Source organism: Streptomyces sp. NPDC030838 (assembly GCF_055572035.1).
This window is the reverse complement of sequence record NZ_JBVIED010000001.1, coordinates 928,473-942,966: the sequence shown is the minus strand read 5'-3', so window position 1 is coordinate 942,966 and position 14,494 is coordinate 928,473. Positions and strand designations below refer to the sequence as shown.

Below are 14,494 nucleotides of genomic sequence, written 5' to 3'. Positions count from 1 at the left end.
CGATCCGCAAGGGAGTTCCATGCCGACGATCGACATCCTGCTGCCCGGCTTCGCCGTCGACACCGACCAGGGATACCCGGCCTTCTGCGGGGTCTTCCTGGTGCGCGGCCCGGACGCCGCCGGGCGGCCGCGGAACATCCTGGTCGACGCCGCGCACGTCGGCCGCCGCCCCTTCCTGTGGGACGCGCTGGCCGCGCACGGGCTGACCGCGGCCGACATCGACACCGTCGTCCTCACCCACGCCCACTGGGACCACGTCCAGAACATCGACCTGTTCCCGCACGCCACCCTGGTCCTGCACGCCGACGAACGGCGCTACGCCCACACCCCGCACACCAACGACTGGGCGACACCCGCCTGGACGGGCCTGCTCCTGGAACAGCTGCCCGTGCGGGAGGTCGCGGACGGCGAGGACATCATCCCCGGCGTCGAGGCGATCGCCCTGCCCGGCCACTCGCCCGGCAGCATCGGCGTGGTCGTGGAGACCGAGGCGGGCCGCGCCACCATCACCGGCGACGCCCTCCATTTCGCGTACGTCGCCCAGACCCGCCGCAACCCGCTGGTGTTCTGGGACGCCGACGCCGCCGCCCGCAGCATCGACCGGGTGCTGGCCGTGTCCGACGTCATCTACCCCGGCCACGACCGCCCCTTCCGGCTCACCCAGGACGGCGGCATCGACTACCTGGCGGACTTCTCCCTCACCCTCACCGGACTGCGCCCCGACACCCCGGGCCTCGTCTTCGCGGACGGCACCTCCCGGCGGCTGTGGACCATGCCCGGCATCCAGGACCAGCGCGGCCTGTACGAGAAGAACGCCGACGAGATCGAGCGGCGGATCAGCCGGGTGCCTCGGGTGGTGCGCCCGGCAGGGCCGCCGTCAGCCGGGCCAGGGACCGGTTGAGCAGCGCGAAGAACGGCTCCGGGGCCTCGCGCGGAAAGAAGTGACCGCCGGGGACGGACGTCAGATTGAAGTCCCGTACGTACCGCCCCCAGGCCCGCACGCCCTCCGGGTCGACCAGCGTGTCACCGGTGCCGGCGAAGGCCTCGGCCCGCACCGGCAGCCGGGCCCGCGCGTCCCGCGGGTCCGGCAGGCCCGCGCGGTGATGGCTGGCGCAGATCCGCAGATCGTCCCGGACCACGGGCAGCAGCGCCCGCAGCCAGTCCTCCCGCTCCAGGAACACCGGGTCGAGACCCCCGAAGTCCACCAGCGCCCGGGCCAGCCCGACGTCGTCGTAGGCGTCGGGCTGTGGCAGCGTCGGCGTGCGGTGCGGGGCCGCGTACGCCCCCAGGAACAGCGCCTCGGGACCGCGCCCGCCCGCCCGCAGCCGGGCCGCCGTCAGCCCGGCGGCGAGCAGCGCGCCCATGCTGTGCCCGTACGCCGCCCAGGGCCCCGCGTCGAGCAGCGGCCCCAGCTCCCGGTCCAGGGCCGCCACCACCTCCCCGGCGTCCTGGAAGCGGCGCTCCCGGAAGCGGGCCTCCCGGCCCGGCAGCTGCACCGGCAGCACGTCGACGCCGGGCGGCACCCGGGCGGGCCACGAGGCGAAGAACGAGGCCCCGCCACCCGCGTGATGGAAACAGAACAGCCGCAGCCGGGCGTCCGCGCGGGGCGCCCGGACCAGGCTCGGGGCCGTCGTGCTGGTCGTCATGCCCGCCCTCCGGCCGGCGTACGGGCGAGCCGGTGCCGGGCCCGCAGCACCCGGGCCCGGCACGCGGCGGACCGCCGTACCGCCCCCGCCGCGCCGCTCATCCGCAGCGCCTGCGCCAGCAGCCACAGCCGGGTCTCGGCCGCGCGCTCGGGCGACCCGCCGAGCACGTCGCTCTCCACCAGCCGCAGCCGGGGCACGCTGCGCCCCAGCAGTTCGGCGTCGGAGTGCGGCACCACCGCGTCGCCGCGGCTCGCCACATACGCCACCGGCGTGCGCAGTCCGGCCAGTTCCTCCTCGTCCAGCGCCCAGTCGGCCAGTGTGCGCGGCAGCCGGTCCACCGGCGTGCGCAGCAGATGGGACAGCGTCAGGCTCACCAGGTGCGGCACCGGGCCGCCGCGCGCGGCGCGCACGAAGAAGTCGCGCACCGGCGCGCCGACCGCGGCCACCCCCCGGATCCGCTCGTCGCGCAGGGCCTGCCGCAGGGCCAGATGCCCGCCGAAACTCAGCCCCACCACACAGGTGCGCGAGGTGTCGGCGGCCCGGCCGAGCAGATCCAGCAGATGCGTCAGCATGCGGCTGCCGTCCTCCCCGGCGGTGAGCCCGTTCTCGCCCACGCCGGGCAGCTCGGTCACCACGACCGCCGCGCCCAGCCGCCCGGCGTCGGCGAGCACCGGCGCCCACTGTTCCTTGACGCCGGTGATCCCGCCGACGACGAGGACCAGCGGCAGCGGCTCGCGCCGGGACAGCCCGGCCGCCCAGCAGGCGAACCCCGTGTCGTCGAACGGCAGATCGAGCCGGGAGATCCCGCGGACCCGGGTGCGCCAGCGGTCGAAGGCCGCCACACAGGCGTCCTGCGCCGCCTGCCGCGCCGGGCCGTCGACGTACGGGAAGCGGGCCAGCGCGTAGGCGCGGACGGCGTCCAGGTCCCGGCCGCGGGCCTCGGCCGCCCGGCCCAGCGAGGACCAGGTGTGGGTCCAGGCGCCGGGATCCGCGTTCTCCCTCAGGCTCCCGAGCACCCGGTGCAGGACGTCGCCGGGGACGCCCTGGGCGTGCGCGTGCGGCAGGGCGAACCGGCACAGCTCTGCGGTGCTGATCATCGGGCCGCTCCCTGCTGCCGCACCGGCGGGTCGGGGACGGGCGGTACGGCCTTGCGGCGGCCGGTGAGCAGCCGTGTCAGGCCGGGCGGGCAGACGAGTTCCAGCTGGGTGTCGAGGAACAGGGCGTGGAAGCGCAGGCACGGCCGGGTGTCGTCGGCGGGCGGGGGCGGGGGCGGGGGAGTCGTCATCGGCCCGCCACCGCCTCGTACAGCTGCCGGAACGTCCGGGCCTCCAGCAGATCCACCACGGGGATCCGCCGGCCGACGGCGCTCTCCGCGACGGTCACCAGCCGCAGCAGCAGCACCGAGTCCCACTCGGGGAAGTCGTCCAGCGGACGGTCGAGGTCGTCGGGGCCGACGAGCAGGCCCAGCTCCTCCTCCAGCAGCGTGCGGAACCCGGTGGTGCCGTCGAGGGCGGTGGTCATGGGCGGTCTCCGTCCGTGGTCGGGTCGAGCGATTCGAACGTGGCGTCCAGCCGCAGATGAGCCGGGGCGGGGGCGATGTCCTTCAGGTCGTGGCGGAAACGCACGGCGTCCGGGTCGTCCGGACCGGCTGCGACGGCGGTGAACCCGTGCTCGGCGTAGAAGGCCGCGAAGGCGGTGTTGCGCGGCGAGGGCACATAGCGGCCCGTCACCCACCGGGCCCCTGCCGAGCGCGCGAAGTCCAGCACGGCCGCCACGCAGCCCGCCTCGATGCCCCGGGCGAACACCCGGCAGCTGAGCACGAAGTTGTCGATGCTCAGTTCGTCGCCGTCGCGACGCAGGAACAGCGCGCCGATCAGCCCGTGGTCGCCGAACCGGTCCCGGGCGCGGACCGCGATCACCTGCCGGCCGGGCCGTTCCCGCCAGGCGGCGACTTCCGGCACCTGAAGGCGTTCGGTGGCCAGATGGAACTGGTTGGTGCGCAGGGTCAGCTGGGAGACCCGGGCCAGCTCCGCCTCGTGCGGCGGGCGCAGCTCCAGCTCGATGCCCAGACCGTCCAGATACTCCTGGTAGGAGCCGGTGTCCTCGCGGAACTCCTGGCGCAGCGCCTCGGTGCGATAGCGGCCGGACCGCTCCAGGTCGGCCTCGGTCAGCTCGAACAGGTCGAACCAGCCGTCCGTCAGCAGCGCCGACGGATGCAGCGCCGGTTCCTCGTCGACCCGCACCACCGCGACCTCCGGCAGCCGCTCGGCGACCAGCCCGCACTCGAAGAGGCTGTCGTCGACGAAGACGAAGCTGTCCAGGCCGAGCCCGAGCCGGTCGGCGATGTCCCGCAGATTGTCGTGCTTGGCCTTCCAGTTGGCGTTGACGCGCACGAAGTCGTCCTCGCGCAGCAGCATCCCGGGGTGGGTGCGCAGGGCCTCCCGCACCAGGGCGTCGTCGTTCTTGCTGCTGACGGCCAGCAGCACGCCCTGCGCGCCCAGCTGTTTCACCGTCCGCTGGAACTCCTGGAAGGCCTCGCCGCGCAGCCCCGCGCCCAGCTCGATCCCGCCGGGCCCGGCCTCGCCGAGCACCCCGCCCCACAGCGTGCCGTCCAGATCCAGCACCAGCACCTTGCGGGTGCGGCCGAGCCGGGCCCGTACGACATGTCCGGCCTCCCGGGCGTAGGCGGCGAGCAGCGGACCGGACAGCCGGGCGCGGGCGTACTGCGCGGTGCGCGGCTCGACCGCCGGGACGCCTTCCGCGACCAGCGGATCGAGATCCACGGTCACCACGCCCGGGTGGCGATCCGCCAGCTCCAGCAGCCCGCTGTTGAACTCCCGCCACACCGCGCCGAGCCGGGCCCGGGACCGCAGATCCACCAGCTGATGGCTGAAGCGGCGGGGCAGCGGCACGGTGTTGAGGACGAGCAGCCCGCGCCCGGCCTCCTGATGGGCGCGCACCGCCCCGGCGAGCAGCGCCAGCCGGGCCCGCGCGGCGGCCTCGACGTCCGTGGCCCGCCAGGGCACGGTGACCTCGTCGAAGACCGTGTGCGCGTCGAGCAGACAGAGCGTGATCTGCGGCTGCCCGTCGTCGTCGGCGGGGCGCGCCAGATCCTGGAGGTACGACCCGTACGGCGCGACCCGCGCAGCCAACAGCAGCCCGTGCCGGGCCAGTTCGGCGGTGAGCGGTGCCACCAGCGGCGCCACCGTGGAGTGGCCGGTGAGCGCGACCGGCACGACGGTGACATCGGGGGCGTGCCGCCGTACCTCCTGCGGGTCGAGCCGGGCCAGCAGCTGCCCGGCGGCCGGCAGGTCGGCCGGGGGCATCCGCGTCAGCAGCCCGCGTACGGCGCCGTACTCGGCGGCGAGCCTCCCGGACCGGTGCAGGGTGCGCACGGTGTTCAGGGCGCCGGGGTCGTGCCAGGCGCCGGTGGCCTCCTCGGCCGGTGAGACGGACGTCTGGGTCATGACCGCTCCAATGCGATACCGGACTTGATCCACTTGCTGGACTCCACGGCCACCGCGACGGCCCGCCCCGGCGCGTCCCACTGCCGCAGCAACTCGTCGAGCTGGAGGAACGGCAGCGCGTTGCCGTTGTTGCCGACGTGCCGGACCACGTTGATCCGGCGGGCGTCCGGCGCGGGCATTCCCGCGGAGATCCGGTCGCTCATCCGCCCGGACAGCTGTGGCGGCAGCAGGAAGTCCACCTCGTCGGCGCCCCAGCCCAGGTCCTCCAGCAGCTCCCAGAACATCTGCTGGGCCAGCACCGGGACCGTCTCCTCGATCGCCTTGTAGTCCTCGGAGACCGCCGTGCGGTCGCTGTGCCGGTCGCCCAGACCGAACCAGTCGATGACCTGGCCGGGCTCCCGGCCCAGGCCCACCAGCCGGTTGAGCACCTGGCGGACCGCGATGCCCTGCCCGGCCGGCTCCGCGGTGAGCACGGCGGCTCCGGCCCCGTCGCCGAACAGCACGTAGTTCACGAGCTCGGCAGAGGTGCGGGTGCCCGGGTCGAAGTCGGTCTCCAGATGCTTGGCGCACACGTCGCCGCCGATCACCAGCACGGTCCGGCAGCGCCCCGCCAGCAGCAGGGTGCGGGCCATGTCCAGGGCCTGCACGGCGCCCGCGCAGCCCGACTGGAGCTGATAGGTGGGCACGTTGTCGATGCCCAGCCGGTCCGCGACGAGGTTCACGGTCGCCGGCATCAGCTGGTCCGGGGTGGCCGTGCCCATGACGATGCCGTCGATGTCGTACGGCTCCAGACCGGCGTCCGCCAGCGCCCGGTCGGCGGCGGTCGCCGCGAGGTCGGCCAGGGTGTGCCGGACCTGGCCGGTCGCCAGGTCGACGGCGAAGTAGCGGCTGGTGTTGCCGATGAACATCTCGGCCCATGTCTCGTCGACGCCGACGAGCTTGGCGAGGGTGGCGTTGTCCACCGGTTCGCCGGGCAGACAGGTGCCCACGGAGGCGAGATGGACAGTGGGGGCGTCGGTCATGGGGTTCCCTCCAGGGCGGTGTGGCGGTCGCGCAGATATCCGACGAGGTCGCCCACCGTGCGCAGACTGGCGAGCAGTTCCTCGACCGGGAGCGTGCCGAGCCGCGGCAGCTCGTGCTCGATACGGGCCTTCAGCTCCATCACGCGGATCGAGTCGAAACCGAGGTCCTCGTGGAGCCGCGCGTCGTCGCGCACCCGCTCCGGCTCGTGCCCGCCGATCCGGCAGACCAGCCGGCGGGTCAGCGTGCCGAGCGCGTCGGGCGCCTCGGCGGAGCCGCGCGGCGCGGCCGGTTCGCGGAGGTCCGAGGGCGCGTCCGTGCCCTGCTGCGGGGCCTGTTCGCCGACGTCCGAAGCCCCGGCCGTACCCAGCCGCGCGGCCGGTTCGCCGATGTCCGAAGCCCCGTCCGCGCCCAGCCGCGCGGCCGGTTCGCCGATGTCCGAACCCCCGGCCGTGCCCAGCCGAGCGGCCGGTTCGCCCAGGTCCGCTCCGGACGGCCCGGGTACCTCCGTCCGGACGGGCGCCCCGCCGGAGCGCCATGCCCGGAAGGTGTCGTCGAAGACGTACGGCGGCAGCCGCCGCGGCACCCGGTCCGCCTCCGCGTACAGCACGTCCCACTCCGGGGCGAGCCCGGCGCACCACAGCTCGCCGAGCAGCTGCTGGGGCCGGAACGCGGGGGCCTGCTCGCCGGGGTGCGCGGCGTGCAGGCTCGCCGGATGCCCGGCGTCCGCCGCCAGCCGGGCCAGCAGCGGGGTGAGCACCGCACGCGGCCCGATCTCCACCACGTGCGTGACCCCGCCGCCCAGCAGGTCCCCGGCGGCCTCCGCGAACCGGACCGGCGCGGTGATCTGCCGCGCCCAGTAGTCGGCGTCCAGGCTCTCCACGCCGCTCAGCGCCCGGCCGTACACCGTCGAGTACACCGGCAGCACCGGCCGCCGGGCGGCCACCTCGGCGCACTCGGCGCGGAACTCCGCCACCACGGGTCGCATCAGCGGCGAGTGGAAGGCGTGCGAGACGTCGAGCCGCCGCACACCCACCCCGCGCCCGCGCAACTCCTCCTCCACGGCGGCCAGTTCCCCCAGATCTCCGGCGATCACCGTGCTGCGCGGCCCGTTCACGACGGCCACGGAGAGCCGTGGCCGGCCCGCCACCAGCTCCTCGGCCGACGCCGCGTCCAGTGCCGCCGCGAGCATCCCGCCGTCCGCCGGCAGCTCCTCCATCAGCGCCCCGCGCCGGGCGACCAGCCGGGCCGCGTCCGCCGGATCGAGCGCCCCGGCGACCGCGGCGGCGGCGAACTCCCCGATGCTGTGCCCGAGGACGGAGGCCGGCCGGATCCCGGCCTCCGCCAGCGTCGCGGCCATCGCGTACCCGACCGCGAACAGCGCCGGCTGGGCGAACCGCGCCCGGTGCACGGCCGGGTCCCCGTCGAGCACCACCTCGCGCACCGAGCGCTCGGTGTACGGGGCGAGCACCTTGTCGATCTCGTCGAAGTGGCGTGCGTAGGCGGGACACGAGGCGTACCAGGAGGCGGCCATCCGCGGGTGCTGGGAGCCCTGCCCGGTGAACGCGAACGCCACCGACGGCACCGCCCGCCGTCCGCCCTCCGCCGCCTCACGCTCCCCGGCCCGCTCGGCCGCCGCGCGCAACCCGTCGACCAGCGCGGGCAGATCGCCCGCGGCCACGGCCGCCCGGTGCGGCAGCCGGGACTTGACCCGGTTGCTCGTCCAGCACAGCTGTGCCAGCCGGCCCTCCGGACGGCGGGCCAGCCCCTCCGCCTGTGCCAGCAGATTGGCGCGCAGCCGCTCCGGGGTGCGCGCGGAGACGGTGAACACGCCCGGCGCGCCCGGGGTGCCGCGGTGCACCGTGCGGGGCGCGCTGCCCAGTACCGCGTGGGCGTTGGTGCCGCCCATGCCGAAGCTGCTGACCGCCGCGTGCACGGGGCCGGGCGGCAGCCGCAACGGCGCCTTGAGCAGCGTCAGCCGGCGCCCGGAGAGGTCCAGCTTCGGGTTCTCCCGGTCGGCGAACCGGCTCGGCGGCACCGTGCGGTGGTGCAGTGCCAGCACCGCCTTGATCAGCCCCGCGATGCCGGCGGCGCCCTCCGCGTGCCCGATGTTGCTCTTGACCGAGCCCAGCGCCACCGTGCCCGCGGCGCGCCCGGCGGTCAGCTCGCCCAGCGCCTGCGCCTCGATGAAGTCGCCGAGCAGGGTGCCGGTGCCGTGCGCCTCGACGAACCGGATGTCGTCGGCCGTCACCCCGGCCCGCCGCCACACCGACTCGACGAGCCGCTGCTGCGCCCACCGGTTGGGCGCGGTGATGCCGTTGCTGCGGCCGTCCTGGTTGGTGCCGGTCTCCTTCAGCACCGCGTACACCGGCTGACGGTCCGCCAGCGCGTCCCGCAGCCGGCGCAGCACCAGCACGGCCACGCCCTCCGCCCGGCCGATGCCGTCGGCGTCGGCGCTGAACGGCTTGCAGCGGCCGTCCGGCGCCGAGAGCCCGGCCTGGGCGTAGAAGATGTTCAGCACCGGTGTCATGATCAGGTTCGTTCCGGCGGCCAGCGCGTGGTCGCACTCGCCCGAGCGCAGCGCGTTCACCGCCAGGTGCACGGCGACCAGCGAGGACGAGCAGGCGGTGTCCACGGCGAGGCTCGGGCCCCTCAGGTCGAGGTGGTACGAGACCCGGTTGGCGCCCATGAAGTAGCCGTTGCCGGAGCCGTGCCGGGCGGTGATCCGGTCGTAGTCGGCGAGCTGGAGGAACGCCCACTCGTTGGCCATCACCCCGACGAACACCCCGGTGTCGGTGCCCGCCAGGTCCTGCGGCGCGATCGCGGCGTCCTCCAGGGCGCGCCACGCGCACTGGAGCAGCAGCCGCTGCTGGGGGTCCATCGCCTGCGCCTCGCGCGGGGCGATGCCGAAGAAGCCCGGGTCGAAGGCGTCCGGGTCGTCGATGAACCCACCGCGGGTGGTGTTCGTGCGGCCCGGGGAGCCGGTCGAGGGCGCGTGCCAGCGGTCGGCGTCCCACCGCTGGGCGGGCACCCGGCCGGTGCCGTCCCGGCCGTCCCGCAGCAGCGACCAGTACTCCTGTGCGTCGCGGGCGCCCGGGAAGCGGCAGTCGAGACCGACGACCGCGATCGGTTCGCGCTCGGTCATGACCGGGCTCCGCCGTCCAGCAGGTCGACGAGGTGGCCGGTGAGCGCCCGTACGGTCGGGAAGTCGTAGGCGACGGTCGGCGCGACCGCGATCCGGTGGCGTTCCTCGATCTCGCCGCAGATGCTGATGGCCGCGACCGAGTCGATCCCGTAGTCCGCGAGCGGGGTGTCCGGGTCGATCTCCTCGGGCGCCTGGTGGAGGTGGAAGGCGACCCGCTCGGTCAGCCAGGCCTCCAGTCCGGCGGCCGAACGCGGGTCCAGGGTCGTACGGGTGTCAGGGGCGATGCTCATGGCGTGCTTCTCTCTTCGCGGGTCGGCATCGGTGGTCAGAGGTGCGAGGGCTCCGCGGCCGGGACCGCACCCCGCGTCGCCGGGAGGAGTCCGGCGACCGGCGGGGTCAGGCGCTGGTGCAGCACGGGCAGGGCGCCGTCGAGGAAGAGCCGGCGCATCAGGACGCGCTGGGTCTTGCCGCTGGTGGTCTTGCGGATGACGCCCTGCCGCACCAGCACCACGCTCACCGCGGGCAGCTGGAACCGGCGGCTCAGCAGCGCCTGCACCCCGGTGGCCAGCCGGGGCAGGTCGACCTCGTCCGCGACCCGGTTGCGCAGCTCCTGCACGACGACGACATGGGACCGGTCGTCGTCCCCGGCGACGGTGAAGACCGCGCCGCCGCCGCGCCGGAAGGCCTCCTCCGTGTCCTGCACGGCCTGTTCGATGTCCTGCGGGTAGAGGTTGCGGCCGTGCTGGATCAGCATCTCCTTGATCCGGCCGGTGACGTACAGCTCGCCGTCGAGCAGGGCGCCGAGGTCGCCGGTGCGGAAGTAGCCGGTGCGGCCGTCGGCCGTCGCCGCCCGGAAGGTCTCGGTGGTCAGTTCCTCCCGGTTCCAGTAGCCGGCGGCCACCGACGGGCCGCGCAGCCAGATCTCGCCGATCCGGCCGTCCGGCAGCACCTCCAGCGAGACCGGGTCCGCGATCAGCACCTCGGTGTCCCTCGGCCGGCCGCAGCCGACCAGGGTGCGGGCCGGGCGGTCGCTGCGCGCGGGCCGCACTTCGTCGCGCTCCAGCGCGTGCGCGTCCACGGTGAGTTCGAGGTGCGGGGCCTCGGTGTCGCCGCTGGAGACCAGCAGGGTGTTCTCCGCCAGCCCGTAGCACGGCAGGATCGCCTCGGGGCGCAGCCCGTGGCCGGAGAACCGCCGGACGAACGCGCGCACGGTCTCCGCGCGCACCGGCTCGGCCCCGTTGAGCGCCACCCGCAGACAGGACAGGTCGAGTCCGGCGGCCTGCTCCTCGGTGACCCGGCGGACGCACAGCTCGTAGCCGAAGTCGGGCGAGGCGGTGCCCTCCACCCGGTAGTCGTGGATCATCCGCAGCCAGCGGTGCGGCTGTTTGACGAACGCGATCGGCGACATCTGCACACTGGTGCCGCCCACCCACAGCGGCTGGAGCGTCATCCCGATGAGCCCCATGTCGTGGTAGAGCGGCAGCCAGCTGCCCGCCACCACCCCGTCCGGGGTCTGCATGGCCGCGCGGATGGCCTCCTCGTTGGCGGCGAGATTGGCGTGGGTGACCATCACGCCCTTCGGCCGGCTGGTCGAGCCCGAGCTGTACTGGAGGAACGCCACATCGGTGTCCCGGACCGCGGGCGGCGTCCACAGGTCCGGATCGGCGTCCCGGTCCTCGTCCCCGACGGCCCCTGACAGGCACACCACGTCCCGCTCGCCGGAGGCGGCCAGCCAGGCGCCGATCGGCTGCCGGTACTCGGGGAGTGTCAGCACGGCTCCCACTCGCGCGTCCCGCAGGATGCCGCCGACCCGGGCCAGCCGTTCGCCCGGCTCGTCGGGCAGCGGCGCGGGGATGGCCGTACGGCCGGCGTAGAAGCAGCCCAGGAACGCGGTGACGAAGTCGAGGGTGGGCGGAAACAGCAGCAGGACCGGGCGGGCGGGATCGCCCTGGGACGACTGGCGCAGCCGGGTCGCCACCACGCGGGCCCGCCGGTCCAGTTCGGCGTAGGTGATCCGCTCCGGCCGCAGGTCGGGGCCGTCCTCGTGCAGATACACGAACGCGGCGCGCTCGGGGTGACGGTCGACGCCGTGGCGTACGGCGTCCGTCAACGTTCGGTGCTGGGGCTGGTGCGGCACAGGCTGTCCTCTCACGGTCGGGTCGGCACCGAGTGCCATCCGGTGGGTTCAGCCTTGGGGAGAGGTGAAAAGCCCGCGTAAAGCGAAAATTGCAGCGCACGTCACGGGTGGCGGGTTCGCCTGACGGCCGCCGGCCGCGCCGGTACAACGGTGGGTGTCCACGGGGGCACGGTCCGTGCTGGCACGCGGTGCCGGAGAAGGAGGCGTACATGGGTGACGCACCGTCACTCGTCGGGCCCGTGACGCCGGGTGACGCCGGCGCCCGGCGGGCGGTCCGGGAGGCCGTACGGCGGCACGGGCACGTGGTGTGTCACGGGCGGTCGGCGGACTGGGCGCGGGCCGCCGGGCCGGACGTCGCCGCGCTGCTCGGCGCGGACTGGCCGCGCTACCGGGCCGCGCGCCAACCCGTCGTACGGGAGCGCCTGGTGGGCTCCCGGACGCTGCTGCGGTGGGCCGTGGCCGCGGCGGACGGCAGCGCGCCGGAGCGGGTGCGGCTGGGGCGGGACGGGCGGGGGCGGCCGGTGGTGTACGCGCCCGCCGGACTGGACGCGGGGCTCAGCCACACCGCGGACGCGCTGGTCGTCGGGGTGGCCCGCGGGCGGCTGATCGGTGTCGACGCCGAGGCCCGGGACCGCTCGCTGCTCGCGCTGGCCGGAAAGATCTGCCACCCCCGGGAACGGGCGGAGCTGCGTGGGCTGCCGCCCGGGGAGCGCAACGTGCGCCTGGTACGGCTGTGGACGCTGAAGGAGGCCTACACCAAGGCGCTCGGCGTGGGACTGGCCTGGGACTTCACCCGCGTCGACACCGAACACCCCGGCGACGGCTGGCAGTTGCGCTGCGCCGAGACCGCCGGGGGCCTTCTGGTCGCCGTCGCGGTGGGGCCGGAGGCGCCGCCCCGAGATTCGAGTCAATGATGTTTCGATACACCGTTGACTCGTTTACCCGCCGGGTCTAGCGTCGAACGCGGGCCGCCCCGCACCGCGCGCGCCGCCTCGTCTCCCGCCCGTCCGACGCCTCTTGGCGTGGCCCCACCCCACGGAGGCCCCATGCCCACCCCGCCTCGCACCGACCGGACGCACCGGGGCGGCCGGCGGCGCGACCCCGCCGCCGACCGGGCCATCCTCGACAGCACCCTCGGCCTGCTCGGCGAGGGGTGCAGCTTCGCCGAGCTGTCCATGGACCTGGTCGCCCAGCGGGCCGGGGTCGCCCGCGCCACCGTCTACCGGCGCTGGCGCAACAAGGAGGAACTGGTGCTCGCCGCGCTGGGCTCCCTCGACCTGCCCGTGCCCCCGCTGGACGGGCTCGGGCTGCGGGAGAAACTGGTGACCCTCGTGGACCAGCTGCGCCACCGCGGCCAGGACACCCCGCTGCACCGGCTGATCGGCAGCCTCCTCGGGGAGGCCGTACGCCGGCCGCACCTGGTCGCGCGCTTCGAGGAGACCGTCGTCGCCGCCCGGCGCGAGGCTCTGGTCCGGGTCCTGCGCGAGGGCGTCGAGAGCGGTGAACTGCGCCCCGGACTCGACCCGGACGACGCCGTCGAACTGCTCGTCGGACCGATGGCCGTCCGGCTGATCCTCCGCCAGCGTCCCGTCGAGTCCGCCGCCTTCGCCGAGACCATCGTCGACACCTTCCTGAACGGAACCCGTGCACACCCCGCCGGGACGGACCCCGGCACGCCGTAGAAGCACCTCCCCGACGCTTCAGGAGCCGCTGCCATGAGCTTCCTCTTCGACGACCCCGCCTTCGACTACCAGGCCCTGCGCACCGCCGGCTACGCCGACTACGGCGGTGCGCAGCTCGGGGAGGTCGTCGCGGTCGCCTCCCGGATCCCCGACGGCGACACCGAGGCCTGGCGGCGGTCCTGGGCCGCGCTCGCCGAACGCGTCCACCGCCTCGGCACCACGGCCCGCGGCGAGGGCCGCACCGTGGACGCCCGGGCGGCCCTGCTGCGCGCCCACAACTACTACCGCACCGCCGAGTTCTTCCAGCGCGACGACCCGCACGACGCGGAGGCCCTGCGGCTGATGCGGCTGTCCCGGGAGACCTTCGCCGACGCGGCCGAACTCATGGACCGGCCGCCCGAGTTCGTCCGCATTCCCTACGAGGACACCTCGCTGCCCGGCTACCTCTACCGCGCCGCCGGCGACTCCGGCGCGCCCCGCCCGCTCGTCATCCACCACGGCGGCATCGACTCCACCCTGGAGGAGGGCTGGTTCTTCGTCGCCGCGGCGGCCCTGGCCCGCGGCTACGACTGCCTGTGCTTCGAGGGCCCCGGCCAGGGCTCGGTCCTCCGCGACCAGGGGCTGGTGTTCCGGCCGGACTGGGAGAAGGTGGTCACCCCGGTGGTGGACTACGCCCTGGACCTGCCCGGCGTCGACCCCGACCGCGTCGTCCTGGTCGGCACCAGCCTCGGCGGACTGCTCGCGGTGCGGGCCGCCGCGTTCGAGCACCGGCTGGCCGGCTGCGTCGCCCACGACGCCGTCTGGCAGCTCGGCGACGTGGTGGCGCTGCCGCCGTTCGTGCTGGAGTGGGTCGAGCAGGGATGCGACGACTTCGCCGACCCGGTGATGTGGGGCATCGCCGCGCAGCAGACGTTCACCCGCTGGCTGCTGCGCCAGGCGCTGTGGACCTTCGGCGCGGCCACCCCCTCCCAACTCCTGCGGGTGCTCCCCGCGTTCGGCCTGTCCGAGGTGATCGGCCGGGTCCGCTGCCCGGTACTGGTGCTCGACGCCGAAGAGGACATGTTCTTCGCCGGACTCGAGCACGCGAAGAAGGTCTACACCGGCCTGAACGCGCCGAAGACCCTGTACGTCTTCACGGCCGACGAGGGCGGCGGCGCGCACTGCCACTCCGGCGCGATGCACCTCTTCCACGACCGGCTGTTCGCCTGGCTGGACCGCACGCTCGGCGGGGAGCGGCCCGTCGCGGCGTGACCCGCGGCGGCCCGCCGCATCGACTGGAAACACCCTCCCGAAACGGCCCGGACAGCCCGGCCCGCCCTCCGGCGGTCCGGGCTGTCGGCGTTTCCCCACCGCCCTCGGAAATGGCTGAATTCTTTACGGCCGTGGGGGTCGGAACC

13 protein-coding genes are annotated in these 14,494 nt (G+C 74.8%); 4 read left to right on the top strand and 9 right to left on the bottom strand.

What is annotated here, in order from left to right; genetic code table 11:
- The first annotated feature begins 19 nt into the window (after positions 1–19).
- Positions 20–901 (top strand): MBL fold metallo-hydrolase, encoded by an 882-nt coding sequence (locus ACZ42A_RS04225; RefSeq protein ID WP_468525580.1) that lies wholly within the window; start codon positions 20–22, stop codon positions 899–901.
- Here the strand turns inward: ACZ42A_RS04225 and ACZ42A_RS04220 are convergent.
- Genes ACZ42A_RS04220 through ACZ42A_RS04180 form a run of 9 tightly spaced genes read right to left on the bottom strand, consistent with a single transcriptional unit; the run spans position 837 to position 11,415 of the window.
- Positions 837–1,646 (bottom strand): thioesterase II family protein, encoded by an 810-nt coding sequence (locus ACZ42A_RS04220; RefSeq protein WP_468525579.1) that lies wholly within the window; start codon positions 1,644–1,646, stop codon positions 837–839. The genes ACZ42A_RS04225 and ACZ42A_RS04220 overlap by 65 nt on opposite strands.
- Positions 1,643–2,743 carry an alpha/beta fold hydrolase gene (locus ACZ42A_RS04215; RefSeq protein ID WP_468525578.1) on the bottom strand — a complete coding sequence of 367 codons (1,101 nt, stop codon included), beginning with the start codon at positions 2,741–2,743 and terminating at the stop codon, positions 1,643–1,645. The genes ACZ42A_RS04220 and ACZ42A_RS04215 overlap by 4 nt, the downstream gene beginning before the upstream one ends.
- Positions 2,740–2,931, bottom strand: coding sequence for a hypothetical protein (locus tag ACZ42A_RS04210; protein ID WP_468525577.1), 192 nt, complete (start codon positions 2,929–2,931; stop codon positions 2,740–2,742). Before ACZ42A_RS04210 ends, ACZ42A_RS04215 begins: the two co-directional genes overlap by 4 nt.
- Positions 2,928–3,167, bottom strand: a complete 240-nt coding sequence (locus ACZ42A_RS04205) for a phosphopantetheine-binding protein (protein WP_468525576.1) — start codon at positions 3,165–3,167, stop codon at positions 2,928–2,930. Before ACZ42A_RS04205 ends, ACZ42A_RS04210 begins: the two co-directional genes overlap by 4 nt.
- Positions 3,164–5,113, bottom strand: coding sequence for an HAD-IIIC family phosphatase (locus tag ACZ42A_RS04200; protein ID WP_468525575.1), 1,950 nt, complete (start codon positions 5,111–5,113; stop codon positions 3,164–3,166). Before ACZ42A_RS04200 ends, ACZ42A_RS04205 begins: the two co-directional genes overlap by 4 nt.
- Positions 5,110–6,135: a 3-oxoacyl-ACP synthase III family protein gene (locus ACZ42A_RS04195; RefSeq protein ID WP_468525574.1), complete on the bottom strand. Its 1,026-nt coding sequence runs from the start codon at positions 6,133–6,135 to the stop codon at positions 5,110–5,112. The genes ACZ42A_RS04200 and ACZ42A_RS04195 overlap by 4 nt, the downstream gene beginning before the upstream one ends.
- On the bottom strand, positions 6,132–9,278 hold the full coding sequence (locus ACZ42A_RS04190; protein ID WP_468525573.1) for a type I polyketide synthase: 3,147 nt from the start codon (positions 9,276–9,278) through the stop codon (positions 6,132–6,134). Before ACZ42A_RS04190 ends, ACZ42A_RS04195 begins: the two co-directional genes overlap by 4 nt.
- Positions 9,275–9,568: an acyl carrier protein gene (locus tag ACZ42A_RS04185; protein WP_468525572.1), complete on the bottom strand. Its 294-nt coding sequence runs from the start codon at positions 9,566–9,568 to the stop codon at positions 9,275–9,277. Before ACZ42A_RS04185 ends, ACZ42A_RS04190 begins: the two co-directional genes overlap by 4 nt.
- Positions 9,569–9,603: 35 nt before the next feature.
- Positions 9,604–11,415, bottom strand: a complete 1,812-nt coding sequence (locus tag ACZ42A_RS04180; protein WP_468525571.1) for a fatty acyl-AMP ligase — start codon at positions 11,413–11,415, stop codon at positions 9,604–9,606.
- A 209-nt stretch (positions 11,416–11,624) separates the two neighbouring features.
- Here ACZ42A_RS04180 and ACZ42A_RS04175 point away from each other — a divergent pair, with 209 nt between their 5' ends.
- From ACZ42A_RS04175 to ACZ42A_RS04165, 3 genes are all read left to right on the top strand, one after another.
- On the top strand, positions 11,625–12,329 hold the full coding sequence (locus tag ACZ42A_RS04175; protein ID WP_468525570.1) for a 4'-phosphopantetheinyl transferase family protein: 705 nt from the start codon (positions 11,625–11,627) through the stop codon (positions 12,327–12,329).
- Positions 12,330–12,461: 132 nt separating this feature from the next.
- Positions 12,462–13,097, top strand: a complete 636-nt coding sequence (locus ACZ42A_RS04170) for a TetR/AcrR family transcriptional regulator (protein ID WP_468525569.1) — start codon at positions 12,462–12,464, stop codon at positions 13,095–13,097.
- Positions 13,098–13,130: 33 nt separating this feature from the next.
- Positions 13,131–14,348: an alpha/beta hydrolase family protein gene (locus ACZ42A_RS04165; protein WP_468525568.1), complete on the top strand. Its 1,218-nt coding sequence runs from the start codon at positions 13,131–13,133 to the stop codon at positions 14,346–14,348.
- Positions 14,349–14,494: the final 146 nt, after the last annotated feature.

Coding starts and splice junctions, on each gene's coding strand:
- ACZ42A_RS04225 (WP_468525580.1), top strand. CDS start 20: ATGCCGACGATCGACATCCTGCTGCCCGGCTTCGCCGTCGACACCGAC.
- ACZ42A_RS04220 (WP_468525579.1), bottom strand. CDS start 1,646: ATGACGACCAGCACGACGGCCCCGAGCCTGGTCCGGGCGCCCCGCGCG.
- ACZ42A_RS04215 (WP_468525578.1), bottom strand. CDS start 2,743: ATGATCAGCACCGCAGAGCTGTGCCGGTTCGCCCTGCCGCACGCGCAC.
- ACZ42A_RS04210 (WP_468525577.1), bottom strand. CDS start 2,931: ATGACGACTCCCCCGCCCCCGCCCCCGCCCGCCGACGACACCCGGCCG.
- ACZ42A_RS04205 (WP_468525576.1), bottom strand. CDS start 3,167: ATGACCACCGCCCTCGACGGCACCACCGGGTTCCGCACGCTGCTGGAG.
- ACZ42A_RS04200 (WP_468525575.1), bottom strand. CDS start 5,113: ATGACCCAGACGTCCGTCTCACCGGCCGAGGAGGCCACCGGCGCCTGG.
- ACZ42A_RS04195 (WP_468525574.1), bottom strand. CDS start 6,135: ATGACCGACGCCCCCACTGTCCATCTCGCCTCCGTGGGCACCTGTCTG.
- ACZ42A_RS04190 (WP_468525573.1), bottom strand. CDS start 9,278: ATGACCGAGCGCGAACCGATCGCGGTCGTCGGTCTCGACTGCCGCTTC.
- ACZ42A_RS04185 (WP_468525572.1), bottom strand. CDS start 9,568: ATGAGCATCGCCCCTGACACCCGTACGACCCTGGACCCGCGTTCGGCC.
- ACZ42A_RS04175 (WP_468525570.1), top strand. CDS start 11,625: ATGGGTGACGCACCGTCACTCGTCGGGCCCGTGACGCCGGGTGACGCC.
- ACZ42A_RS04170 (WP_468525569.1), top strand. CDS start 12,462: ATGCCCACCCCGCCTCGCACCGACCGGACGCACCGGGGCGGCCGGCGG.
- ACZ42A_RS04165 (WP_468525568.1), top strand. CDS start 13,131: ATGAGCTTCCTCTTCGACGACCCCGCCTTCGACTACCAGGCCCTGCGC.